The following is a 24945-nucleotide window of genomic DNA, read 5'->3' as shown; positions in this document are numbered from 1 at the left end:
GCCGTGGCGGCCCGCGACTTGCATGGATTTTCGGTCAGGGCGGCCCGCGCGGGCTCGCCGACGGGGATCCCTGCATGTCGCCTGCGCTCCAAGATCTCAACGGCAGCCGGACTCGATCGGTCGAGTCCTGGCGGGAGTGGATCGGCAAGGCGTACTTCGAGCTCGACGTCCAGACGCCTGATGCGGAGGCCTTCACAGGCGAGATGCAATGCTGGGACGCGGGCGAGTTCGGCTTGTCCGTGGTCCAGTCCTCGTCGGTGCTGTACCGCCGCCGGCGCGAGAGCTGCCGCCGCGGCGGTGGCCGCATTCTCGTGACCGTGCCGCTGGAAGGGGAGGTGGAGTTCTCGCAGTTCCGGCGACAGGCCCGGTGCGGGTCGGGCACCTTCGTCCTGGAGGCCAGCGACGAGCCCTACGAGTTCATGCACGCGCCGTCCTCGCGGCTGCTCGTGCTCAGGGCCGAGGAAGGCGCCTTGCGCGACCGGGTCCACGATGCGCGCCGCTTCTTCGCCACGGGCATCAGCGCGCGCGACGGCCTCGGCCGCCTGTTCGCCGACTTCCTGCACCTGTCGCTGCCGCACATCGTGCGCGAGCCGCAGCGCCTGCTGCCCATGCTCGGTCCCCAGCTCCTCGATCTGCTCGGCGCCGCGCTCGAAAGCGAGCCCGAGGCGATCGACTCGTCCCTGTCGGCGGTCAAGGCGGCGCATCTCGCCCGCGTCGACGCCTATGTCCGCCAGCATCTGCGCGATCCCGAGCTGTCGCTGGAGCAGATCGCCGGCGCCTGCGGCGTGTCGCTCCGCTACCTGCACCGGCTGTTCCACGACGCCGGATCGACCGGGCGGCAATGGATCCGCGATCGCCGCCTGCGCGTGGCGCACGACCTCCTCGTGCAGCCGGATCGCAACCTGTCGATCGCAGCGCTCGCCTATCGCGTCGGCTTCAGCGACCACGCCCAGTTCTCCCGCGCCTTCCGCGCCAAGTTCGGCTGCTCGCCGCGCGACGTGCGAGCGCGCCATCGTTCGAGCTGACAGCGTTCGCAGGGACGACGCGGCGCGCCCCGTTGCAGCAAAGGGTGCGGCGAGTGCCGCAGCTAACTCGCCACCCGCGCGGCTATCGCACATCTGTGGCATCGGCTCCGGCGGCGCCAGACCTTCAAAACAGAGCTAGCTTGGCGGTGTGCGCGCCACGCCCAATTTTCGGGCCCGTGGCGGCAAGACCGCCCCCTCTGTCGCTGCCTAGCATCCGTCTCCGTTGACCCGCGGTGCGCGCAGTGAGCGGCGCCCGCGACGAGCGGACGGGACAGGACGGGCGATGGGCTACAAGATATCGGTCGATACCGGCGGCACGTTCACCGACGTGGTGATCAGCGACGCCGCCGGCAGTCTCACGATCGGCAAGGCCCTGACCACGCCGGCGCGCATCTTCGACGGCATGCGCGATGCCATCGGCGCGGCGGCCGAGCAGATCGGCCTGTCGTTCCCGCGCCTGCTGGCCGATACGGACCTGTTGATCTACGGCACCACGCGCGCCACCAACGCCGTCGTCACCAAAACGGTGGCCAAGACCGCCTTCCTCACCACGCGGGGCTTTCCCGACACGCTGGTGCTCAAGGAGGGCGGCAAGTTCCGGCCGCACGACTTCAGCCAGGACTATCCGGAGCCCTATATCCCGCGCCGCTACGTCTTCGAGATCGACGAGCGCGTCAATGCGGCCGGCGACGTCACCCGGAAGCTCGACCGCGAGCAGGTGCGCGAAACCCTGGCGGTCCTGAAGGCGCGCGGCTTCGAGGCGGTGGCCGTCTCCTTCCTGTGGTCGGTCCTCAATCCGACGCACGAGGAGGCCGTCGCCGCGCTGATCGAGGAGCAAATGCCCGGCGTGCCCTACAGCCTGTCGTCGCGGCTGATCCCGATCATGCGCGAATACCGGCGCGCTTCGGCGACCGCCATCGACGCCTCGCTGAAGCCGCTGATGCAGCGCCACCTCCAGGAGCTCGAAACCGACCTGAAAGCCGCGGGCTACCGTGGCGACATCTTCGTCAGCACCGCCGCCGGCGGCTGCAACAGCATCGCGGCCCTGGTCGAGCGGCCGATCTTCACCATCGGCTCCGGCCCGGCCATGGCGCCGGTCGCCGGCATCACCTACTCGCGCATGGAAGGCCTGGGCGAGAACGTCATCATCTGCGACACCGGGGGCACCACCTTTGACGTCGGCGTGGTGCGCGACGGCGCGCTCACCTTCAACCGCGACACCTGGCTCGGGCCCCGCTACACCGGCGACCTGCTCGGCATCGCCGCGGTCGACATGCGCTCGATCGGCGCCGGCGGCGGCTCCATCGCCTGGCTCGACGACGGCGGCCTGATGCACGTGGGGCCGCAATCGGCCGGCGCCGTGCCGGGCCCGGCCTGCTACGGGCGCGGCGGCACCCAGCCCACCGTCTCCGACGCGGCGGCGGTGCTCGGCTATTTCGACCCCGCCTATTTCCTCGGCGGCCGCATGACCCTCGACGTCGCCGCCGCGCGCGCCGCCATGCGCGGGCTGGCCGAGGCGCTGGGCCTCTCCATCGAGGAGACGGCCTGGCGCATCCTGACGCTCGCCGGCGATCTGATGATGCGCGCGGTCGCCGACGTGACCATCAACGAAGGCATCAACCCGCGCGACAGCACCATCGTCGCCGGCGGCGGCGCGGCCGGCATGAACATCATGCTGATCGCCAAGGAGCTCGGCTGCGACCACGTGGTGCTGCCCAAGACCGCCTCGGCGCTCTCGGCCGCCGGCATGCAATATGCCGACATCGTGGCGGAAGAGGTGGGCAGCCTCTACAGCCTGTCGCACCGCTTCGATTTCGAGCGGGTCAATGCGCTGCTCGAGGCGCTGGAGGCGCGCGTGCTGGCCATGCGCGAGACGGTCCCGGGCCAGGCCGGCGACGTGGAGCTCGAGTTCTACGGCGAGGCCCGCTACCAGGCCCAGGTCTGGGAGCTCGACACCCCCTTCCCGGACACCAAGCTGCCCTCGCGCCGCTTCGCCGGCCAGGCCGACCTCGACGCCTACGTGCAGAACTTCCACGACCTGCACGAGCGCATCTTCGCGGTGAAGGACCCCGGCAGCGCGGTGGAGACCGTGAGCTGGAAGGTGCGCCTCGTGGTCAAGCTCGATGCCCCGGCGGCCCGCCAGGCGGCACCGGGCGAGGGGGCGACCCCCGCGGTCGCCAGCTACCGCCAGTGCTTCTTCGGCGGCACCGAGCCGGTGCGGACGCCGATCTACAAGTCGTCGGACCTCGGCGCCGGCCACACCATCGCCGGCCCGGCGGTGATCGAGGAGCCCAACACCACCCTCGTCGTCTATCCCGGCATGTCGGCGCAGGTGAGCGCCGCCGGGCACTATCGGCTGAACATTCACTGAGGCGAAGCATCATGGCGAGCCCGACCCAAGCGTCCGATTTCGATCCCTACATGACCGCCATCCTGGCGAACCGGGTGGACGGCATCATCCGGGAGATGACCAACACGCTGCTGCGGGCTGCCCGCTCCGGCGTCATCAACAGCGCCCGCGACTTCAGCTGCTCGATCTGCACCGGCGACAACCGGCTGCTGGCGTCGGCGGAAGGCCTGCCGATCCACATCTTCGGCAGCCACATGCAGGCCCGCACCATGACGGAGAACGCGGGGGCGGACCTGAAGGAAGGCGACTGCTACCTCCACAACGACCCGTACTCCGGCAACAGCCACGCGGGCGATCACACCTTCCTGGTGCCCGTCTTCATCGACGGCGAGCACCTGTTCACCACAGTAGCCAAGGCGCACCAGGCCGATATCGGCAACTCGCTGCCCACCACCTACATGGCCGGCGCGCGCGACCAGTACGAGGAAGGGGCGCTGATCTTCCCGGCGGTGAAGATCCAGTCGGACTACGAGATGGTCGACGACGTGGTGCGCATGTGCCGCTCCCGCATCCGCGTGCCCGACCAGTGGTACGGCGACTTCCTGGCCGGCATCGGCTCGGCCCGCATCGGCGAGCGCCGGCTGAAGGAGCTGTGCGAGAAGTACGGCACGGCGACCATCAAGGCCTTCATCGGCCACTGGATGCAGTATGCCGAGCAGCGCATGGCGGCCGCCATCAAGGCGCTGCCCGCGGCGACGCTGACCAACACCGGCAACCACGATCCCTTCGGCGATCTCCTGCCTGAGGGCATTCCGCTCAAGGCGAGCCTGACCATCGACCCCGTCGACGGCTACATCGACGTCGATCTCCGCGACAACGTCGACGTCGTGCCCTGCGGCTTCAACCAGAGCGCCGCCTGCGCCAGCGCCTCGGTGATGGCCGGCATCTTCAACTCGATCCGCGCCGACGTGCCGCGCAACTCCGGCTCGTTCAGCCGCATCCGCATCCATATCCGGCAGGGCTCGGTGTGCGGCGGGCCGGTGTTTCCCGCAAGCTGCTCGCTCGCCACCACCAATGTCTCCGACCGCATGGTCAATCTGGTGCAGGCGGCCTTCGCCCAGATCGGCGACGGTTGGGGGCTGGCCGAGGGCGGCATCGGCATGGGGGCCGGCTGCGCCGTCGTCTCCGGCCGCGATCCGCGCCTCAACGGCACCCCCTTCGTCAACCAGCTGTTCCTCACCAACTCGGGCGGCCCGGCGAGCGCGGTGGCCGACGGCTGGGTGACCTACGGCCTGCCGGTGGCGGCCGGGCTCATGTACCGCGACTCCGTCGAGATCGACGAGCTGAAGCACCCGATGGACGTGCAGTACGTGCGGCTGATCCCCGGCACCGGCGGCGCCGGTCGCTTCCGTGGTGCGCCCTCCATGGAGACGGGCTACGTGGCGCGCTGCCCGCGCATGGAGGTGATCTGGCCCTGCGACGGCACCCACTTCGCGCCTCAAGGGGCGTGCGGCGGCCAGGCCGGCGGCTCGGCCGAGCACCGGCTGGTGCGGGCGGATGGCCGCGTCGAGCCGCTGCCCAACATCGTCGTGCTCGCCCTCGACGAGGGTGACCGGGTGGAGGGCTGGCAGACCGGGGGCGGCGGCTACGGCAACCCCTTCGAGCGCGATCCCAAGCGGGTGCTGCACGATGTCCTCGAAGGCTGGGAAACGATCGAGCGAGCTCGCGAGATCTACGGCGTGGCCCTGACCGGCGCGGTGGACGACGAGACGCTCGCCATTGATGCCGCCGCGACCGAGAGCCTGCGCCGCGTCGCGGCCTGAGCGAGAGCCTCGCCTGGGCGGCGGCCGTGACGGGCGCCGCCCGCAAACAAGAGCCTGACATGCTGGTACAAACGGACGATTCCAGCGACTTTACCCGGTGGCTCGAGGCCAACGGCCCGATCGAGAGCATCCAGGCGGTGGTCTGCGACCTCAACGGCATCCTGCGCGGCAAGCGCGTGCCGGTGAGCCAGGCCGCCAAGGTGCTCGGCGGCAACATCCGCATGCCCTTGTCGATCGTCGGCGTCGACGTCTGGGGCGAGGACATCGTCGGCAGCGAGCAGGTCTTCGAGAGCGGCGACAACGACGGTGTCTGCGGCCTCACCGGCCGCGGCGCGCTGCCGGTCAACTGGACGTCGCGGCCCAGCGCGCTGGTGCCGCTGTGGATGTTCCTGGAGGACGGCCGGCCGTTCCTGGCCGATCCCCGCCAGGCGCTGGCGGCGGTGCTGCGCCAGTACGCGGCGCTCGGCCTGCATCCGGTGGTGGCCACCGAGATGGAGTTCTATCTGATCGACCCGGAGCCCGACAGCGCGGTACCACCGATCTCGCCCTATACCGGCAAGCGGCTCGATTCCGATGCGATCCTCTCCATCGACGAGCTCGACGATTTCGGCGAGTTCCTGTCGGACGTCTACCGGGAGTGCGCCCGGCAGAACGTGCCCGCCGACGCGGCTGTCGCCGAGAACGGCATCGGCCAGTTCGAGATCAACCTGATGCACAGCGACGATCCGCTGAAGGCGGCGGACGACGCGGTGTTCTTCAAGCGCATCGTCAAGGGCGTGGCGCGCCAGCACAAGCTGGCCGCGACCTTCATGGCCAAGCCCTACGGCACCCGCTCGGGCAACGGCATGCACGTCCATTTCAGTGTGCTCGACGACGCGGGCCGCAACGTCTTCGACGACGGCACGGCGGCCGGCTCGCCGGTGCTGCGCCACGCGGTGGCAGGGCTGTTGCGCGGCATGGCCGAGACGACGCTGCTGTTCGCGCCGCACTTCAACTCCTACCGGCGGCTGCGCCCCGACACCCACGCCCCCACGACCATCGCCTGGGGCTACGAGAACCGCACGGCCGCCATCCGCATCCCCGGCGGCAAGCCGGCCTCGCGCCGCATCGAGCACCGCGTCGCCGGCGCCGACGCCAATCCCTATCTGGTGATCGCCGCCATCCTGGGCGCGGCGCTGGCCGGCATCCGCGGCGGCTGGGAGCCGCCGCCCGACGTGCCCGGGCGGGCCTATGCGCCCGACCGCTTCCCCAAGATCCCGGCGGATTGGGGCCAGGCGGTCGACGCCTTCGAGGCCGGCGAGATCGTCACCGGAATCTTCGACCCGCTGCTGCGCGCCATGCTGATCGCCTGCAAGCGCCAGGAGATCGCGGGCTTCGCCGAGCAGGTCACCGACTACGAGTTCAGCGCCTACCTCGACATCGTCTGAGGGCCGGCGAGCCGGCGAAGGCCTGGCTCGCCGGGGCGGCCGCAAACAGGAGAACCCATGTCCCCGGGCGGCCCCGGCGCCGGCGTGCGCCAAGCTCATGCGCCATCCTATTATGCCGCGACCGCCAACGACACGGCCGAGCGCCCGGCGCTCGACGGGTACATCCGCGCCGACGTCTGCGTCATCGGCGCCGGCTTCACCGGCATCTCCGCCGCCCTGGCGCTGGCCGAGCGCGGCTATGCGGTGGTGGTGCTGGAGGCCGCGCGCATCGGCTTCGGCGCCTCCGGCCGCAACGGCGGCCAGATCGTCAACGGCTACAGCCGCAACCTCGAGGTGATCGGCAAGCGCTACGGCGAGGCGGCGGCCCGGGCGCTCGGCGCCATGGCGCTGGAGGGCGGCCGCATCATCCGCGAGCGCATCGCCACCTACGGCATCGACTGCGACCTGGTCGACGGCGGCTTCTTCGCCGCCTTCACCGACAAGCAGATGCGGGAGCTGGAGCACGAGCTGGCCATCTGGCGGGCCTATGGGCACCAGCGCCTGCGCTTGGTCGGCCCCGGCGAGGTGCCGGGTATCGTGCGATCGGACCTCTATGTCGGCGGCCTGGTCGACGAGACGGGCGGCCATATCCATCCGCTCAACCTGGTGCTCGGCGAGGCCGCCGCTCTCGAGCGGCTGGGAGGGCGGATCTTCGAGCACTCCCGCGTCGTCGCCGTCGACACCGGGGCGGCGCCGGCGGCGAGGACCGAGCGGGGCTCGGTCACCGCCTCCTTCCTCCTCGTCTGCGGCAACGCCTATCTCGGCGGCCTGCTGCCCGAGATCAGCGCCAATATGATGCCGGTCTCCAGCCAGGTGATGGCGACCGAGCGGCTCGATGCGGATCTCGCGGCCGAGCTGCTGCCGGCCAACTATTGCGTCGAGGATATGAACTACATCCTCGACTACTATCGCCGCACCGCGGACAACCGCATTCTGTTCGGCGGCGGCGTCGTCTACGGCGGCGGCGATCCAGCCAGCGTCGAAGGCAAGCTGCGGCCCCACCTCGCGCGGACCTTCCCGCAACTCGCCCGGGCGCGCATCGACTATGCCTGGAGCGGCAGCTTCGCGCTGACGCTGACCCGCATCCCCCATGTCGGCAGGCTGACGCCCACGGTCTATTTCTCGCACGGCGACAGCGGCCACGGCGTCACCACCACGCATCTCCTCGGCCGCATCCTGGCCGAGGCCGTGGCCGGCCAGGCCGAACGCTTCGACGTCTGGAGCCGCCTGCCGTGCTATCCCTTCCCCGGCGGGGCGCGCCTGCGGGTGCCGCTCACGGCGCTCGGCGCGTGGTGGTACGGCCTCCGCGACCGCTTCGGTCTGTAGGCGTTTTCTAGCGCCGTCTTCCCAGGGACTGCTCCCGCGACGCTGGGCGCCGCCCTGCATGAGCGCGAGCCCCGCATGTCGCCAGCGGCTCGCCTCATCGGCGCGGACATGCTCTAGACTGATGGCCGGAAGCGGAAACGAATTCCGGATTCGCGGTCACCCGCCGCGGGCAAACCACAGCAGGAAGAGGAAACGCGCATGCAGCTGGAACTGGTCGCCGAAGGACTGCAATTCCCGGAAGGGCCGATCGCCATGGCCGACGGCTCGGTCATCCTGGTCGAGATCCGCCGCGGCACGCTGAGCCGGGTGAAGCCCGGCGGCGCCATCGAGGTGATCGCCGAGCTCGGCGGCGGCCCGAACGGCGCCGCCATCGGCCCGGACGGGGCGGCCTACGTCTGCAACAACGGCGGCTTCGAGTGGCACGTGCGGCCGGACGGCGGTGTCACCCCGCACGGCACGCCGGCCAACTATGCCGGCGGCTCGATCCAGCGCGTCGACCTCGCCACGGGGCAATTCACGACGCTCTACACCGAAGGCGGCGGCCGCAAGCTGCGCGGGCCCAACGACCTGGTGTTCGACAAATCCGGCGGCTTCTGGTTCACCGACCTGGGCAAGGCCGACGACGAGCGGATGGACATCGGCCATCTCTACTATGCCCGTCCCGACGGCTCCGAGATCATCAAAGCGCGGAGCGGCATCACCACGCCCAACGGCTGCGGCCTGTCGCCGGACGAGAAGGTGATTTACGTGGCGGAAACGCGAACCAGCCGCGTATGGGCCTTCGACATCGAGGGCCCCGGCAAGATCCGCCAGCCGCAGGACCGCTTCCAGCCGCACAAGGTGCTGGGGCCGCTGCCGGGCTACCAGTTCCTCGACAGCCTCGCCGTGGAGGCCGACGGCCGCGTCTGCGTGGCGACGATCATCAACGGCGGCGTCACCATCTTCAACCCGGCCGACGGCTCGACCGAGCACGTCTCCGTGCCGGACACGCTCACCACCAACATCTGCTTCGGCGGTTCCGACATGCGCGATGCCTGGATCACGGCGTCGTCCACCGGCAAGCTCTACAAGGGGCGTTGGCCGCGGCCGGGCCTGAAGCTCAACTTCAACGCGTAGCTCAGAGCGGTGCTCCTTGCGGCGCGCCGCCTTCGGGAGGGTGGGCTGCGACGATCCCATCGTCATGGCCGGGCTTGACCCGGCCATCCATCCACTGAGGAACGCGCCATTCGGCCAGCCCTGGCGGGCTGAAGTCCATGTGCGTCGATGGATGGCCGGGTCAAGCCCGGCCATGACGCGGTGGAGACGCGCCAGCCTCTCTTCGCAAGCGGGGCGAGGTGTTCCGTCCGGCCGCGGCGTTCGGGGCGAGGCGCCCTATGTCAGCCGCTCGCCAGTCCGAAGCCGCCGCGCGGCCAGCGGTTCAATCAGCCCGCCGCGAAGGCGGCGAGCTCCGCGTTGAAGCGGTCGGGCGCCTCATAGAACGGCGTATGGCCGACCTCCTCGTAGAGTGACAGGCGGGCTTTGGGGTTGAGCGCCAGCACCCGCTGCGACATCGGCAGCGGGGTCAGCGCATCCTTGGCACCATAGGTCACGAGCAGCCGCTCGGTGGCGGCGAAGGCCTGGTCGAGCCCGTCGCTGCCCAGCCGGACGATGCCCTGCTGCACGACGCGGGGCACCATGCCGTTGAACACCAGCATGCGCCGGAAGGCCTCGGTTGACGGCGGCTTGGCGAAGCAGACGGCGAGAAATCCTTCGATCGCCTGGGTCCGCGCGGCGAGATCAGGGGAGGCGAGGCGGACCGCGTAATCCCTGGCGGTCGCCGTGAGCAGCTCCGGCGAGAGCTTGGTGACGGCGTTGACGAGGTTGACGCCGGCGACCTTGGCCTGTCCGTGCCGGGCCAGGTAGTGGCCGATGGCGAAGCCGCCGAGCGACCAGCCCACGAGGACCGGGCGCCGCAGGCCCGCGGCCTCCATGACGGCCTTGATGTCGTCGGCCCAGCGGGCGCCGTCCGCATAGGCGGCGACGTCAGCCGGCTTGTCCGAGTCCCCGTGCCCCCTGAGGTCGTAGGTCGCGACGCGAAAGCGCTGCGCCAGCGTGCTGCCGGTCTGCAGCTCCCACGACAGGCGGCTCTGGCCGAGACCGTGGATCAGCAGGATCTCCGGCTGCGAGCGGTCGCCGTAGAGCCGTCCCGACAGCGTGAGCCCGTCCTGCGTGCGGGCGGTGAAGGCCTCGCCGGCATCGGCGGCCCCCGCCGCGGGGCCGGCGTGAGCGACGCCGGCGCGGGCCGCCAGCGCGGCAAGGCCGAGCGTGGCGCCAAGGATGGTGCGGCGCGTGTGGTCCATGACAGGTCTCCATGTTGTTTAGCGATCGCTATTCAACTCAGTTGACGCGTGTCGTCAAGCCGTTGTTTAGTGGCCGCTATGGAACCTGTTCCGAAATCCCGCGGCGGCCGGCCCTGGAGCTTCGACCGGGAGGCCGCGGTGGAGACGGCCATGCGGCTGTTCTGGCGGCATGGCTATGAGGGCGTGTCGATCGGCGATCTCACCAAGGCGATCGGCGTCTCGCCGCCGAGCCTCTACGCCGCCTTCGGCAGCAAGGCCGGGCTGTTCCGCGAAGCGCTGGACCGTTACGTGGCGGGCCTCGGCGCGCTCAACCTGCGCGGCCTCGCCACGGCGACGACGCTTGAGGAGGCGGTGCGGCGGCTGCTTGAGGCGGCGGCGCACGCGGTCACGGCGCCGGAGCGCGAGCGCGGCTGCATGGTCTCCAGCGGCTTGGTCACCTGTCATCCCGAGCATGAGGCGCTTGCCCGCGACGTGGCCGGCCGCCGTGACGCGTTACGCGCCGCGATCGAGGACGGGCTGCGACCGTTCGCCGGCGCCATGGAGGCGGGCCCTTTGTCGCGGCATATGGCGGCCGTGATGCAGGGGATGTCCATTCAGGCCCGCGACGGCGCGACCTCGGCGGATCTGCAGGAGATCGTCGAGGAGGTCGTGGCCGGCCTGGCGGCGCGCCGCCGCGCGCCGGGCCGGCCCGGCGGCGTCTCGAAGGCTCGGCTGAAGCGCTGAGCCCCGAAGCGCGGCGGCTTACCCTGCCTTGGCCGCCACCGCCGCCTCGTAGGCGGCCCGCAGTTGCGCGGCCACCGACGGCCCCGGCTTGGCCGGGGCGCCCAGGTGGACGGTGCGCAGCTCGTCCATGAACGCGGCCCACAGCTGCGGGCCGCCGGCCTCCAGCAGCTCGGCGCGCACCGACAGCTCGTACGATGCCGCCCTGTACTTCACGCCCCAGGCGCCCATGTGCGCCAGCAACGGAACGAGGGCGATCGCCATCTCGGTCAGGCTGTAGATCGCCTTCTGCTTGTGGCTGGGGTCGTCGGCCCGGGAGATGAAGCCAGCCTGGGTCAGTCGCTTCAACCGGTCGGCCAGGATGTTGGAGGCGATGCCTTCCTCCGATCGCGTCAACAGCTCGCGGAAGTGGCGGCGGTTGCCGAACATGATGTCGCGAATGACCAGCAGGCTCCAGCGGTCGCCCAGCGCCTCCAGCGTCAGATTGATCGGACATCCCGACCGCTGCGTCTCGCCCACGATTCAGCTCCGGCTCAAAACCGCTTGCAAATTAGGATCGGTTTCGGCAGCCTGCAACTGGTCGCGTCTTGCAATCAAATTGAGGCGAGGTGCGCGTGCCCAAGCTGGTCCTGTCCATGTTCATGAGCCTCGACGGTTACATCGCCGGTCCGGACGGCGAGTTCCTGCCGCCTGATTGGTCCGACGACGTGGCGGCCCATTGGTCGGGCTATGCGCTCGGCCGGGCAGGGCATCTGCTCTACGGCCGCGTCAACTTCCTGTTCAACAAGGGGTTCTGGGAGGCCGCCGACACCAACCCCGACAGTCCGGCCGCCGGGGTCAGCTATGCCGGGACCATGAACCGGCTGCCGAAGACGGTGGTCTCGACGACGCTCACAGGCGACCCCGGCTGGAACGGCACGGTCGTCGCTGGCGATCTGCCGGCCGCCGTGGCCAGGCTCAAGGTGGCAGAGGCGGGGGATCTGTTCCTGTTCGGCGGCGCCGGCGTGGCGCAGAGCTTCGTCGCCCACGATCTGCCCGATGAATACAGGCTGATGGTGACGCCCAACCTGCTGGGGGCCGGCAAACGGCTGTTCGAGCCAGGCTTCGCGCGGCTCGACCTTGAGCTGATCGAGAGCCGGCCGCTCGATACCGGCGCCGTCATCCTGCACTACCGTCGCAAGCGGGCCTGATGGAGGCGATCATGGCCCTGCTGCTCTATGCCCATCCGTTCTCGTCCTATTGCCAGAAGGCGCTCGTCGCCCTCTACGAGAACGGCACGCCCTTTGAATTTCGCCTGCTGTCGCCGGACGAGCCGCGGAATCTGGCGACCCTGGGAGAGCTCTGGCCGTTCAAGCGCTTTCCGCTGCTTGTCGACGACGGTCGCCCGGTGATGGAGGCGAGCATCATCATCGAGCACCTGGACCTCTATCATCCGGGCCAGCAGCGCCTCGTGCCGGGCGATCCGGCCGCGGCGCTCGATGTGCGGTTCATCGACCGCTTCTTCGACAACTACGTCGCCACGCCGCAGCAGAAGATCGTCCTTGACGCGCTCCGGTCCGAGGCCGATCGCGACCCTCGCGGTGTCGCCGAGGCACGGGCGATGCTCGAGACCGCCTATGCCTGGCTCGACGCGCACATGGCGGAGCGCACGTGGGCCGCCGGCGACCGCTTCAGCCTGGCGGACTGTGCCGCGGCGCCGTTCCTCTTCTACGCCGACTGGACACACGCGATCGACGCGCGCTTCAGCCGCGTGCGGGCCTATCGCAGCCGGCTGCTGGCCCGCCCGTCCTTCGCCCGGGCGGTGGACGAGGCGAGGCCGTACCGCCCCTATTTTCCACTCGGGGCGCCCGATCGCGATTGAGCGGCTCGAGCCAAGACGCCGGCCCCCATGCATGGGCGTCGGTGCGCCGGCGCACACCCCTCGCTTGTGGCATATTTCCCGCGAAGCGAAAGCTCTGGTATAGTTTGGCCATGCGGTACGCGGCCCGCGAGCATTTCGGGATGGGATGATCACATCCCATTGCGGAGAAATGCTCCAATTCGCTTTTTTTGAAGCTGGTGCGCTCTCTCACGATCGGTGAAGCGCTCCAGAAGGAACGTCAATGGCGGAACAGGGGAAGGACCGTGAGTTCGTAACTGCATTAGCGCGCGGGTTGTCCGTTATCCAAGTCTTTGATCGCGACCACCCCGAGCTCACGCTGAGCGAGGTTGCCAAGCGGGCGAAGCTCAGTCCCGGGACGGCGCGGCGATGCCTGTGGACGTTGCAGGCCCTGGGCTACGTGGGCGCCAACGGCAAGCGTTACCTGTTGCGGCCCAAGGTGATCACGCTCGGCTCCGGCTATCTCGATGCCGCCCACGTCGACGAGCTGATCCTGCCCTACCTGCGCGAGCTGGTGACGGCGACGGGCGAGAGCAGCGCGCTGGCGGTGCTCGATGAGGGCGAGGTGCTGCCGCTGACGTATTTTTCCGCTCGGCGCCTCGTCCGGTTCACCATGGGCGTGGGCAGCCGCTTTCCAGCCTATGCGACGGCCATCGGCCGGGCGTTGCTGGCGCAACTGCCGGAGGCCGAGCTGGACCGCTATCTGGAGCGCATGACCTTCCGCACCTTCACGTCGCGAACCATCGGCGATGCGGACGGCCTGCGCGCGGCGCTGGCCAAGACCCGTGCCGATGGCTTCGCCATGGCCGTGGGCGAGCTCGAGGAGGGGCTGACATCGATCGCTGTTCCCGTTCACGTGAACGGCCGGGCGGTGGCTGCCATCAACTGCGCCACGTTCCAGCGCGGCGAGCTGCCGGCGGAGACCCTGGCGGCATGGCTCACCGCGATCCGCAACACCGCGCACAACGTCGCCGGTGCGGTCAGCCGGGACCGCGTGCTGCTGCATTCGCTCGCCGCGGGCTGACGGTCGGCCTTCGCGGCCTGCCGCGGCTGCGGCCGTCGTCGAGCGGCGGCATGGGCGGTTGACCGTGATGCACGGGGTCTGGACCATGTCTCGCAGGAGGAGACAGACCCATGACCGCACCCCGTTTCGAGACGCTGCTCTATGCCGTCGACGGCGCCATCGCCACGATCACGCTGAACCGGCCCGAGGAGCTCAACACCATCGTGCCGCCGATGCCGGAGGAGTTCGAGGCGGCGGTGACCGCGGCCGTGCGCGACCACGCGGTGAAGGTGATCGTGGTGCGCGGCGCCGGGCGGTCGTTCTGCGCCGGCTATGATTTCGGCGACGGCTTCCACCACTGGGACAAGGAGTTCACCACCGACGGCGCCTGGGACCCGGGCAAGGACTTCGTGTTCGCCACGGCCCAGGCGGTGGCGCCGACTCAGAAGTTCATGAGCATGTGGCGGGCGCCCAAGCCGGTCATCGCCCAGGTGCACGGCTGGTGCGTCGGCGGCGGCAGCGACACGGCGCTCTGTGCCGACATCGTCATCGCCAGCGAGGACGCCCGCATCGGCACCCCCTATGCCCGCATGTGGGGCGCCACTCTCAGCGGCATGTGGCTCTACCGGCTGGGGCTCACCAAGGCCAAGGAGTACGCGCTCACCGGCAAGCCGCTGTCGGGACGGGAGGCGGCGGACGTCGGCCTGATCAACCGGACCGTGCCGTTCGCCGAGCTCGAGGTGACGGTGCGCCGCACGGCCGAGCAACTGGCCTCGATCCCGGCCTCTCAGCTCGCCGCCATGAAGCTCGTCGTCAACCACGCCTACGAGACCATGGGGCTGGCCTCTACCCAGACGCTCGGCCCGATCCTCGACGGCCTGATGCGCAACACGCCCGACGCCAGGAGCTTCATCGACCTCGCCGAGCGCGAAGGCGTCCGCGCCGCCGTCGCCCGGCGCGACGGCCCGTTCGGCGACTACAGTCAGGCGCCGGCCTCCGAGCGGCCGAACCCGGCCAACGTCATCGTTCCATGACGAGCCAGCCGCGGTAGCGGACGACCAAGCCGATCAGCGGATGGGTGAGGCTCACGTCGAAGTGGAAGCGCCTGTCCGCCGCCATCTCGCGCGCATCGGCGTGCGGGCCGAGCCAGAGCGGCAGGGGCACGCCGAGCAGGCTCCACCGCCGCACCACGAGCTTGAGCTGCTTATTGTCCACGACCGGCGCCATGGCGACCGCGAGCGGGCCGAAGCGTTCCCACAGCAGATGCTCGTCGCGGCCGCGGCCGGCGTACTGGACGCTGCTGAACGAGTGCTCGCCGAAGCGCCGCGTCCAGGTCTCGCGCCCGTCCGCCGCCGCGAACGTCACGGTCACGGCGATGTCGTCGGCGGCCGGTGGAAAGCCGACGAGGCGCGCGGCCAGCCGCGCCAGAAGCGCTGGCCCACGCTCGACGCGTGCCCTGCCCGCCGCCACCCGGCGGCCCGAAACATCGTGCATGGCTTTCAGTTCGGGCGGCAGGGCGTCCCACGCCGGGCCGAGCGCCCGCCGGTACAGCAGCTGGCTCTCGTCCGGGACGGCGTCGTCGCGGATGCCGGTGGCGATCGGGCGCCCGCCGAAGAGCCGCTCGTAGTCGTCAAGCTCGACGTCGCTCGTCGCGGCACGGGCGCCGCTCGGCGGCGGTCGCCCCTCCAGGTGCCGGTATATCAGCGCCGCGACGGCCATGGCGGGGATGAAGGGGCCGTGGTCGCCTTCGGCGATGAGGTGCCAGCCGCGCTTGAGCGCCGCGCCGGAGTCGGCGCGGCCGGTGACCTCGACGAACATGCCGCCGCGGTGCTCCCCCCAGCGCAAGTGACGCATGCCGAAGGTGACGAGGGGCGCGGCCGGTGCGAGCGTCGGCAGCAGGCCGAGCCGGACCAGCCAGGCGCCGCCCATCAGCAGGCGGTACAGGCTCTCGGGTACGGGGGCGGCGCCCATCCAGACCGTGCGCGCCTCCGGCCACAGCTCGCGCAGGGCGCGGAGGTCGGGCACGTCCACCAGCGCGAACAGCCGGCTGCCGAGCGGCACCCGGCCCGGCGGCGCGATGGTGTAGCGAACGCCGTCGGTGAGGGGCCAGGCGGTCACGTCGGCGCCGTCGCGCCGGACCGGCGTCGGCTGGCCGGCGTAGCCGGTGATGGCCTGGATGACGTTGCCGCCGACGCCGGCGTAGGGCGACGGCGCGATGCCGCCGCGGATCGCGTCGACGGCGGCCATGCCGATGGATAGCCGGCGAACGACCGCGGCGGTCAGCACCGGGAAGCTGGACGCGCCGGTGAGCACCGAGATGCCGGCCGCCCTGGCGGCCGCGTCATGGCTGGCGACGCCGGCGACGAAGTCCGAGCCGTCCGCCAGGTCCATGTAGCCGACGCCGGTCGCCAGGCACGCCTCGATCAGCCGATAGGGCGCGGCGCCGTAGGCCTGGAACGGGCCGCTGGCATCGACGACGAGGTCGGGCTTCAGCGCCGCGAGCGCTACCGCCGCATCGCCGGTCCGATCGAAGGCCGCCGGCTGAAGCGCGGCGGCAGCCGGTTGCTGCGCCGCGCAGAACGCCTCGGCCTTCGCGTGCGAGCGGCCGGCGACGATGAGGTGGAGGCGCGGCTCGTCCTTCAGCAGGCCGACGATACGGCTGCCGAAGGTGCCGTAGCCGCCGACGACGAGCAGGCGCAGACGCTCGCTCATCGGCCGACCCTCATGATGCCTGCTCGCGCAAGGCCGCCTCGCAGGCCTGCACGCCGCGCCTGATCGTCTCCGCCGTCTTCGGCCGGATGTCGAGGCAGCGCGAGATGGGGCCTGCCACGACCACGGAGAGGTTGCGGTCGCCGATCCGGAACGGCAGCGAGACGCCTGCGAGGTCGGGAATGTACTCCGAACGGCTCTGGTGATAGCCGCGGTCGCGAGCCTCCTCGAGCTCGCGCTCGATGTCCTCGCCGCTCATGGGCGTGGTGTCGGAAAAGCGCTCGAACGGGATCTTGCGATAGACGGCCTGCCGCGCTTCGGGCGGCAGCTGGGAGACGATGGCGCGGCCGACGGAGCTTGCATGCGCGGGCACGCGGTCGCCGATCTTGGCGTGGTAGCGGACCGAATGGCCTGACTCGACCACGTCCAGGAAGATCGCAAACGTGCCGCTGAGCGCCGCGACGGCCGTCGTCTCCCCGGTCTCCCTGGCGATCGCCGCGACCATGCGCTGCACCGCCTCCGGCAGCGGCTCCGCATCCGCGATGCGCTGCACCAGCGCTTGCCAGCGCGGGGTCGGATAGTACCCCGCCCGCGGCCGGGGTTCGTAGAGGAAGCCCTTCTCCACGATCGTGCCCACCAGGTTGAACGTGCTCGATCGCGGCCAGCCGAGATCGTCGGAGATCTCGGCCAGCGTCGCCGGACGCCGGCGGTCGGCGAAATACTCGATCAATTCCAATACGTTGGCAGCCTGCTTGACGCTCATCGTACCCCTCGGTCGGCCTCTTCGCAGGCGGCCGCGCACAGCGGGCCGTCGCCAAGATGCCTTGACATAAATTCACCACTAGGCATTATTAATTCCTATACAGGAATTATTAGACAATTTTCATCGATACGTCCGCATCCACAATGACCGTCGCAGCGGCCGAGAATCCCACGTCCGCCGCGCCGTAAGAAGCACGAAGAGGGAGAAGAAACATGCCCATATCGAGGTTCGGGGCCGCGCTGGCCCTGGGTTTGCTCTTCGGCACGGGCGCCGTCGCGGCGGAGCCGACGCCGGTGAAGCTCGGCGTGCTGCCGGACATGTCGGGCATCTTCTCCGACATCGGCGGCAAGGGTTCGGTCGACGCCACCAGGCTCGCCGTCGAGGATTTCAACCGCCTGCCCGAAGCCCAGGCGTTCAAGGTCGAGGTGGTCGCCGCCGATGCCCTGAACAAGCCGGACATTTCGAGCGGCATCGCCCGCAAATGGTTCGAGTCCGACGGCGTCGACGCCCTCGTCGACCTGCCGACGAGCGCCGTGTCCCTCGCCATCGCTCCGTTGGTGAAGGAGAAGAACAAGGTGGCGCTGTTCACCGCCGCCGGCACCTCGGATCTCACCGGCAAGGCCTGCACCCCCAATTCGGTGCACTGGACCTATGATACCTGGGCGCTCGCGCACGGCACCGCGGATGCGATCACCAAGGCCGGCGGCAAGAGCTGGTTCTTCCTCACCGTGGACTTCGCCCTCGGCCACTCGCTGGAGCGGGACGCCGCTGCCGTCATCGCCGCCAACGGCGGCAAGATCGTCGGCAGCGTCCGTCATCCCACCGATTCCAAGGACTTCTCCTCCTACCTGCTCCAGGCGCAGGCCTCCCAGGCCCAGGTGATCGCCCTCGCCAACGCCGGTGGCGACACCATCGCGGCCATCAAGCAGGCGGCCGAGTTCGGCATCGTCGACGGCGGCCAGAAGCTCGCGGGCATGCTGCTGTTCATCTCCGACATCCATTCCCTCGGGCTGAAGGCCGCGCAGGGCCTGCAGCTCACCACCGCCTTCTACTGGGACCTGAACGACACCACGCGCGCCTTCGGCCAACGCTTCGCCGAGCGCAACGGCGGGCGACTGCCGACCATGAACCAGGCCGGCGCCTACTCCGCCACCCTGGCGTACCTGAAGGCGGTGGCGAAGGTCGGCTCGCCCAAGGACGGGGCGGCCGTGGTCAAGGCCATGCGCGAGGCGGGGACGTTCGACGACCCGCTGTTCGGCAAGACCCAGCTGCGCGAGGACGGCCGGGTCGTCCATCACATGATGCTCGTCGAGGTCAAGAAGCCCGAGGAGTCGAAGGGGCCGTGGGACTACTACAAGGTCCTCGCCGACATCCCGCCCGAGCGGGCGTTCCGCCCGCTCGCCGACAGCGCCTGCCCGCTGCTGAAGTAGCCCGGCCCCGCGCGCCGGAGCCGCGATCCCTCCGGCACCCGCCAGCCCGGACGCCACGAGAGCCCGATCCGCACACCGCCTGATCCGAGGGGACCATGAACTCCATCGCGACAATCGACGCGCCGTCGACGCCGGACGACCTTGCCCGCTACGAGCACCTCTACATCGGCGGGGCCTGGGTGCCGCCGGAGGACGGCGGCCTGGCCGAGAGCATCGATCCGTCTGTCGGCCGGCCGTGGGCCATCGTCGCCTACGGCGGCGCCAAGGATATCGACAAGGCGGTGGCGGCGGCCCGCGCCGCGCTCGACGGGCCATGGGGCCGCATGCCCGGCCACGAGCGTGCCGCGCTGCTGCGCCGCTTCGCCGACCTCTACAAGGAGCGTGCCCGCGACCTGGCCGTGCTGGAGACGCGTGATTCCGGTCGGGCGCTGCGCGAGACGCTGGCCGATGTCGGCGGCCACTCCACCGGCTATCACTGGTGGGCCTCGCTCGCCGACAAGCACGCGGGCCGCACCATCCCCTTCGACGACAGCGTGCATGCCTTCACCACCCGGCTGCCGGTCGGCGTCGTCGGCGCCATCACCCCCTGGAACGTGCCGCTGATGGCGGCGGCCTGGAAGCTCGGCCCGGCGCTGGCCGCCGGCTGCACGGTGGTGCTGAAACCGGCGGAGCACACGCCGGTGACCTCGCTGGCGCTCGGCCGGCTGTTCGACGAGGCCGGCTTCCCGCCGGGCGTGGTCAACATCGTTCCGGGCTACGGCAAGGACGGCGCCGGCGAATACCTCGTGGCCCACCCCGGCGTGGACAAGATCGCCTTCACCGGCGAGGGAGCGACGGCCAAGGCGATCCTGCGCACCGGCGGCGAGACGCTGAAGCGCTTCACCTTCGAGCTCGGCGGCAAGTCCCCCCACATCATCTTCGCCGATGCCGACATCGAGCAGGCCCTGAACGCCGCCACCAACTCGGCCTGGACCCTGTGCGGGCAGAGCTGCGCGCTCGGCTCGCGCGTCCTGGTGCAGCGGCCGGTCTACGACGAGGTCGTGGCCGAGTTCGCGCGCCGCGCCGGCCGGGTGCGGGTGGGCGCGCCGCTCGATCCGGCGACCCACATGGGCCCCCAGGCCCACGAGGAGCAGCTCGCCAAGACGTTGTCCTACATCGACATCGGCCGCGCCGAGGGCGCCGAGCTGGTCACCGGCGGCCGCCGCCTGACGGCGCCCGAGCTGGCGGCCGGGTATTTCGTCGAGCCGACCGTCTTCGCCGGCGTCTCCAACCGCATGCGGATCGCGCGCGAGGAGATCTTCGGGCCGGTGGCGGCGCTGATCCCGTTCGACGACGAGGACGAGGCCGTGGCGCTCGCCAACGACACCTCCTACGGGCTGACGGCGGGGCTCTGGACGGGCGACGTCGGACGCGCCCACCGGGTGGCCGCCCGCATCAAGGCCGGCATGGTCTGGGTCAACACCTACCGCTTCATCCGCTGGTCGACGCCCTACGGCGGCTTCAAGGCCAGCGGCTGGGGCCGCGAGAACGGCATCGAGGCGCTCGATTCGTATCTGGAGACGCGCACCACCGTGGTCTCCACCACCGGCCGCTTCCCCGATGCCTACGCCAGCTGACAACCGCAACCGGAAGAGAGAAGCAACCATGCGTCTGGCCAACAAGCTCACCGTCGTGACGGCGGCCGCTTCGGGAATGGGGAAGGCCGGGGTCGAGCTGTTCCTGGCGGAGGGCGCGACCGTCGCGGCGATCGACATCAACGCCGATGCGCTGGCGGCGCTTGCCGCCGACATGAAGGCCAAGGGCCACGAGCTGGTCACGATCCAGGCCGACCTGTCGCGGCCCGACGAGGTCCGCCGGTCCATCGACGACGCGGCGGAGCGCCTGGGCGGCATCGACGTGCTCTGGGCCCATGCCGGCACGCCCGGCCCGGCGGGCGTCGAGAACCTGGACCTCGCCGCCTACGAGCATGCGATCTCGCTCAACGTCACCTCGGCGACGCTCTCCGCCGGCGAGGGGATCGGGCACATGCGCAAGCGCGGCGGCGGCTCGCTGGTCTTCACCGCCTCCGTCTCCGGCCTCGTCGGCTCCATGTTCAGTCCGGTCTACTCGGCGGCGAAGTTCGCCGTGGTCGGGCTGACCAAATCGCTCGCCCAGCGCTTCGCCGCCGACGGCGTGCGCGTCAACGTGGTGTGCCCCGGCCTCGCCGACACACCGATGAAGCTCGGCTTCACCGGGCGCTCCGGCGACCCGGCCGAAGCCGCGGCCAACCAGGAGCGGCTGCTCGCCTCCGTCCCGATGGGACGCCTGTGCAAGGCCGAGGAGGTCGCCCACGCCGTCCTCTGGCTGGCCTCCGACGATGCCTCCTTCGTCACCGGCGTGGCGCTGCCCGTGGACGGCGGCTTCACGGCGCGGTGACATCGGGGCCGCGGTTGCCGTGCCGCGCGGCGAGCTGATCGGATGACCGCGGGTCCCTGCGTCCGGCGGATGCTAGAGTATTTCGTCATTGGATGGGATCATCCAATGACAGAGAAATGCTCATAACCTTTTGAATCTGGAGCGCTTCTCTTGTGATCGGGTGATTCCACCCAATCACGAAGCGCTCTAGGCAGGCTTTGATGGAGGTGCGGATGGCCGGGCCGCTCGACGGCATCAGGGTGGTGGACCTCACCACGGTGATCGCCGGCCCCTACGCGACCCAGATCCTGGGCGACCTGGGCGCCGAGGTGATCAAGGTGGAGCCGCCGGGCGGCGACATCATGCGGGCGCCCGGCCCGGCGCGCAGCCCCGGCATGGGCGCGGGCTTCCTCAACAGCAACCGCAACAAGACGGGCATCGTCCTCGACCTGAAGGACGAAGGCCAGCGCGCGGAGCTGATGGCGCTGGTGGAGGGAGCCGACGTCTTCGTCCACAACATGCGCATGGCGGCCGCCGCGCGCCTCGGCCTCAGCTATGAGCATCTCGCCGCCCGCAACAGCCGGCTGATCTACGGCGCCGTCGTCGGCTACGGCCAGGACGGGCCCTACCGCGACCGGCCGGCCTACGACGACGTGATCCAGGCGGAGGCGGGGTGGGCCGCCCTGGAGCAGCGCGTCGGCGGCGAGCCGCGCTATGCGCCCACCATCGCCGCCGACAAGATCACCGGCCTCTATGCCGCGGCCGCCATCAACGCGGCGCTCGTGGCCCGCGCCTCGTCCGGGCTGGGGCAGGCCATCGAGATCCCCATGTTCGAGATCATGGCGTCGTTCCTCGCGGTGGAGCACCTGGCGGGGCGCACCTTCGTGCCGCCCCTTGGCGACACGGGCTATGCCCGCCTGCTCTCGCCCCACCGGCGGCCCTACGCGACGCGGACGGAGCCCATCTGCGCTCTGCCCTACACGGCGGGGCACTGGCGCGCCTTCTTTGCCGCCGCCGGGCGCGACGACTGGGCCGCGGACCCCGCGCTCGCCTCCGACGCCGCGCGCGCAGCTATGATCGACACGCTCTACGAGCGGCTCGGCGCCTGCCTGCGCGAGCGGACGGCTGCCGAATGGCTCGCCGTGCTGCGCGCCGCCGATATCCCATGCGCGCCCATCAACACGCTGGATGACCTGCTCACCGACGAGCACCTGGCGGCGGTCGGCTTCTTCCAGCCGGTGCGCCACCCGAGCGAGGGCGACATCCTGAACGTGCGCCCGCCCATCCGCTTCTCGCGCACCCCCTGCGAAACGACCAAGCCGGCGCCCGCGCTCGGCGTGAAGGACACGCCCGAGGGGACCGCTTAGCCCTCTTGCACAGCGGCGTTGCGCAGTCGATGCCGGCGTAAGGCGCCGCCGCATGCCTCGCCTGCGGGAGCGGTCGGATCGCGCGCAGCTGACCAACTGGCGTGGGCGCTCGCCTAATCCCGACGCGCGACGGCGTTCAGGCCGTCATCACGCTCGCGCTTGTTCGTCTCCGGCATGAAGGTCTCCAGCACCCGGCGTCCATGCGCCGGAGCGGGGCGCGACGAAGCGGTCGGCCTGTGCCGGGTCGGGCATGAAGCAGGTGTCGCGCCGGCCGAACCAGCGCAGGCGGTTGCGCGCGATCACGGCGTAGAGCCGATCGGCGAGGGGGCGCGGCAGCAGCCGGCCGATCGTCGCCAGCGACCACGGCAGGCCGAGGCCCTCGAAGATGCGGATCGAGCCGTCCGCCTTGATCCGCACCCGCCCGTCCTCGATCAGCAGGTTGGATTCGTAGTCGCCGGCAGCCAGGCCGAAGTGTCCGTAGAGGGCTTCGCCCAAGGGCGACTGCGCCGCCAGCAGCCGATAGCGGCGCCTGTGGTCGTGGCGCAGGATGAACTGGGCGAAGCCCGAGCACAGCACGCAGTGGCCGTCGAAGACGATGATCGGCCGGTCGTCGGGAAACGCTGGCACGGCCGGGTCGCGCCGGTAGCTGTAGGGTTCGGGCATGATCCTCTCCGCGCCTCAGCCCGCGCTACGCAGGGCGGCCGGCGGCAGCCGCCTGGCCGGCCGCCGGCCGGCGTAGGCCTGCCAGGCCTGGGCGAGCCGGCGCACGCCCAGCGTGATCGCCTCGCCGTCCTGTACGAACTGGAGGCGCACGTGATCGTCGCCGCTGCCGTCGCAGGTCAGCGCCGAGCCGGCGACGACGGTGACGCCGTGCAGCAGCGCCACCTGGGCGAATTCGGTCGCGGTGCCGGAAGGCAGACCGGCCCAGAAGGAGAGGCCGCCGTGCGGCCGCCGCCAGGTCCAGTCCGGCAACAGCCGCTCCATCGCCTCGCACAGCACGTCGAGGCTGCGGGTGATCTCCTGATGGCGCCGTTGCCGCACCGTGCCGGCGTGCACGAGCAGGCCGGCGGCGATGGATTGAACGATCGGCGAGCCGCCCATGTCGGCGACGGCCTTGAGCCGCGCCAGATGCTCGATGATCGGCTGTGGCGCGCGGATCCAGCCGACGCGCAGCCCGGGCCAGAACAGCTTGCTCAGCGAACCGATGCTGAGGATCGGCGCCGTCGGGGAGAGCGCCGCCAGCGAAACGGGCCGCTCCGCGCCGACGAGCAGATCGCGCATCGTCTGGTCGTCGACGGCCGTGACCTGATGCTCGTCGATCAGGTCGACCAGGGCGCGCCGCTGGTCGTGCGGCATGACCACGCCCGTGGGCGCTTGGCAGGTGGGCGAGACGAGGACGAGGCGCGGGCGCGCGCTCTTCAGCAGCGATCCCAGGCGGTCGACGGCAAAGCCGTCCGCCGTCACGGGCAGTGGTTCGAGGTGGGCGCCGAGCATGCGGAATGCATCGATGGCGCCCGGATAGCTCGGGTTCTCCAGCACGACGCGCTCGCCGTGGGGCGCATAGAGCTGGCCGATGAGCCAGATCGCCTGTTGTGCCCCGGAGGTGACGAGGATGTGCTCGGACTGGGTGGGCAGGCCGCCGAGATCGGTCACATAGCGGGCGATCGCCTCGCGCAGTTCGGCGAGGCCGAGCGGCTGGTAGCCGCCGCTGGCGGGCAATTCGTCCAGGGCGGCGGCCCGCGCCAGGGTCACCTCGCGCAGCAACGGCCCGATGCTGGCCTGCCGCGATACGCTGAAATCGATGGTGCCGCTGCGCTGGGGCGACAGGGGGCGCAGCATCGGGTTGCGGGCCATGGCCCGGACCACGTCGGCATCGACGTAGGGCTGCGGCACGGCGTGCTGTGGATGGCGCACGAGGTGGCCGCTGCCTTGGCGGCTGTCCAGCCAGCCCTCTTGGCGCAGGATGCGGTAGGCGCTCACCACCGTCGTGCGGCTGACCCGCAGGATCTGAGCGAGCGATCGCTCGGGCGGCAGCAGCATGCCCGGAGCGATGTCGCTCTGCGCCAGTGCCGCGCGCAGGGCGGCCGCCAGCCGGGCGTAGAGCGCTCCCTCGGCCTGCCGCCAATCCCCGAGGATCCGTTGAAACGATTGCGGCTTTTGGAGCACCGGTCTCGACTCCCGACGACACCGGCCCGTCCCTGTGGCCGCCGGACTGCCGCGTTGCGGGCCAATCACCACGGGGCGACGGCGGATGTCAACGCCAAGCCAGGCCGTCGAAGGGTCCAATTTGTTGTATTGGCTTCTTGATGCGCCGCACAATGTCAGCGCCAATAGCCTCATTGGCCTTTATG

At 70.5% G+C, this 24945-nt stretch carries 21 protein-coding genes; 15 read left to right on the top strand and 6 right to left on the bottom strand.

All coding sequences use genetic code 11. The features are described from left to right. Positions 1-74: 74 nt before the first annotated feature. From ACZ5PO_RS02505 to ACZ5PO_RS02480, 6 genes are all read left to right on the top strand, one after another. Positions 75-1025, top strand: a complete 951-nt coding sequence (locus ACZ5PO_RS02505; RefSeq protein ID WP_464189925.1) for an AraC-like ligand-binding domain-containing protein — start codon at positions 75-77, stop codon at positions 1023-1025. 283 nt (positions 1026-1308) lie between these two features. Next, entirely contained in the window at positions 1309-3396 is a 2088-nt protein-coding gene (locus ACZ5PO_RS02500) for a hydantoinase/oxoprolinase family protein (RefSeq protein ID WP_464189923.1), read from the top strand. Between the two features lie 11 nt (positions 3397-3407). Further along, positions 3408-5198: a hydantoinase B/oxoprolinase family protein gene (locus tag ACZ5PO_RS02495; RefSeq protein WP_464189921.1), complete on the top strand. Its 1791-nt coding sequence runs from the start codon at positions 3408-3410 to the stop codon at positions 5196-5198. Positions 5199-5257: 59 nt separating this feature from the next. After that, complete coding sequence (locus tag ACZ5PO_RS02490) at positions 5258-6625, top strand: glutamine synthetase family protein (RefSeq protein WP_464189919.1); 1368 nt, start codon at positions 5258-5260, stop codon at positions 6623-6625. A 57-nt stretch (positions 6626-6682) separates the two neighbouring features. Next, positions 6683-7990 carry an NAD(P)/FAD-dependent oxidoreductase gene (locus tag ACZ5PO_RS02485; RefSeq protein WP_464189917.1) on the top strand — a complete coding sequence of 436 codons (1308 nt, stop codon included), beginning with the start codon at positions 6683-6685 and terminating at the stop codon, positions 7988-7990. A gap of 198 nt (positions 7991-8188) precedes the next feature. Continuing rightward, positions 8189-9106 carry an SMP-30/gluconolactonase/LRE family protein gene (locus tag ACZ5PO_RS02480; RefSeq protein ID WP_464189915.1) on the top strand — a complete coding sequence of 306 codons (918 nt, stop codon included), beginning with the start codon at positions 8189-8191 and terminating at the stop codon, positions 9104-9106. A 305-nt stretch (positions 9107-9411) separates the two neighbouring features. Here ACZ5PO_RS02480 and ACZ5PO_RS02475 read toward each other — a convergent pair whose 3' ends face one another. After that, positions 9412-10329 carry an alpha/beta fold hydrolase gene (locus tag ACZ5PO_RS02475; protein ID WP_464189913.1) on the bottom strand — a complete coding sequence of 306 codons (918 nt, stop codon included), beginning with the start codon at positions 10327-10329 and terminating at the stop codon, positions 9412-9414. Positions 10330-10407: 78 nt separating this feature from the next. Here ACZ5PO_RS02475 and ACZ5PO_RS02470 point away from each other — a divergent pair, with 78 nt between their 5' ends. Beyond that, positions 10408-11052, top strand: coding sequence for a TetR/AcrR family transcriptional regulator (locus tag ACZ5PO_RS02470; protein WP_464189911.1), 645 nt, complete (start codon positions 10408-10410; stop codon positions 11050-11052). 18 nt (positions 11053-11070) lie between these two features. On the opposite strand, the gene ACZ5PO_RS02465 is transcribed toward ACZ5PO_RS02470, so the two are convergent. Further along, positions 11071-11568, bottom strand: coding sequence for a winged helix-turn-helix transcriptional regulator (locus ACZ5PO_RS02465; protein ID WP_464189909.1), 498 nt, complete (start codon positions 11566-11568; stop codon positions 11071-11073). Positions 11569-11663: 95 nt separating this feature from the next. On the opposite strand from ACZ5PO_RS02465, the gene ACZ5PO_RS02460 reads away from it, so the two are divergent. The 4 genes from ACZ5PO_RS02460 to ACZ5PO_RS02445 all read left to right on the top strand — a co-directional run bounded on the left by ACZ5PO_RS02460 (position 11664) and on the right by ACZ5PO_RS02445 (position 14965). Then, the gene (locus ACZ5PO_RS02460) at positions 11664-12239 is read left to right on the top strand and encodes a dihydrofolate reductase family protein (protein ID WP_464189907.1); all 576 of its coding nucleotides are present in this window, start codon (positions 11664-11666) and stop codon (positions 12237-12239) included. An 11-nt stretch (positions 12240-12250) separates the two neighbouring features. Then, positions 12251-12910, top strand: a complete 660-nt coding sequence (locus tag ACZ5PO_RS02455) for a glutathione S-transferase family protein (RefSeq protein ID WP_464189905.1) — start codon at positions 12251-12253, stop codon at positions 12908-12910. A gap of 241 nt (positions 12911-13151) precedes the next feature. Then, positions 13152-13952 (top strand): IclR family transcriptional regulator domain-containing protein, encoded by an 801-nt coding sequence (locus ACZ5PO_RS02450; protein WP_464189903.1) that lies wholly within the window; start codon positions 13152-13154, stop codon positions 13950-13952. A 110-nt stretch (positions 13953-14062) separates the two neighbouring features. Beyond that, positions 14063-14965 carry a crotonase/enoyl-CoA hydratase family protein gene (locus tag ACZ5PO_RS02445; protein ID WP_464189901.1) on the top strand — a complete coding sequence of 301 codons (903 nt, stop codon included), beginning with the start codon at positions 14063-14065 and terminating at the stop codon, positions 14963-14965. Here the strand turns inward: ACZ5PO_RS02445 and ACZ5PO_RS02440 are convergent. Both ACZ5PO_RS02440 and ACZ5PO_RS02435 read right to left on the bottom strand, forming a co-directional pair. Then, the gene (locus ACZ5PO_RS02440) at positions 14952-16643 is read right to left on the bottom strand and encodes an SDR family oxidoreductase (RefSeq protein ID WP_464189899.1); all 1692 of its coding nucleotides are present in this window, start codon (positions 16641-16643) and stop codon (positions 14952-14954) included. The two genes, ACZ5PO_RS02445 and ACZ5PO_RS02440, sit on opposite strands and share 14 nt — an antisense overlap. A gap of 10 nt (positions 16644-16653) precedes the next feature. Beyond that, positions 16654-17403, bottom strand: a complete 750-nt coding sequence (locus tag ACZ5PO_RS02435) for an IclR family transcriptional regulator (protein WP_464189897.1) — start codon at positions 17401-17403, stop codon at positions 16654-16656. A 212-nt stretch (positions 17404-17615) separates the two neighbouring features. On the opposite strand from ACZ5PO_RS02435, the gene ACZ5PO_RS02430 reads away from it, so the two are divergent. The 4 genes from ACZ5PO_RS02430 (at position 17616) to ACZ5PO_RS02415 (ending at position 22594) form a co-directional block, all read left to right on the top strand. Next, entirely contained in the window at positions 17616-18833 is a 1218-nt protein-coding gene (locus ACZ5PO_RS02430; protein WP_464189895.1) for an ABC transporter substrate-binding protein, read from the top strand. A 95-nt stretch (positions 18834-18928) separates the two neighbouring features. Further along, positions 18929-20449 (top strand): aldehyde dehydrogenase, encoded by a 1521-nt coding sequence (locus ACZ5PO_RS02425; protein WP_464189893.1) that lies wholly within the window; start codon positions 18929-18931, stop codon positions 20447-20449. A 28-nt stretch (positions 20450-20477) separates the two neighbouring features. After that, positions 20478-21248 (top strand): SDR family NAD(P)-dependent oxidoreductase, encoded by a 771-nt coding sequence (locus ACZ5PO_RS02420; protein ID WP_464189890.1) that lies wholly within the window; start codon positions 20478-20480, stop codon positions 21246-21248. A 212-nt stretch (positions 21249-21460) separates the two neighbouring features. Next, positions 21461-22594: a CaiB/BaiF CoA transferase family protein gene (locus ACZ5PO_RS02415; protein WP_464189888.1), complete on the top strand. Its 1134-nt coding sequence runs from the start codon at positions 21461-21463 to the stop codon at positions 22592-22594. Between the two features lie 147 nt (positions 22595-22741). On the opposite strand, the gene ACZ5PO_RS02410 is transcribed toward ACZ5PO_RS02415, so the two are convergent. Together ACZ5PO_RS02410 and ACZ5PO_RS02405 are read right to left on the bottom strand one after the other, a co-directional pair. Beyond that, positions 22742-23257 carry a thiol-disulfide oxidoreductase DCC family protein gene (locus ACZ5PO_RS02410; RefSeq protein ID WP_464189886.1) on the bottom strand — a complete coding sequence of 172 codons (516 nt, stop codon included), beginning with the start codon at positions 23255-23257 and terminating at the stop codon, positions 22742-22744. Between the two features lie 15 nt (positions 23258-23272). After that, positions 23273-24760 carry an aminotransferase-like domain-containing protein gene (locus ACZ5PO_RS02405; protein ID WP_464189883.1) on the bottom strand — a complete coding sequence of 496 codons (1488 nt, stop codon included), beginning with the start codon at positions 24758-24760 and terminating at the stop codon, positions 23273-23275. Positions 24761-24945: the final 185 nt, after the last annotated feature.

The organism is Chelatococcus sp. KU-N122 (assembly GCF_055391085.1).
Note: the sequence above shows the minus strand (reverse complement) of the source record. Positions and strands in the feature narration are given on the sequence as shown.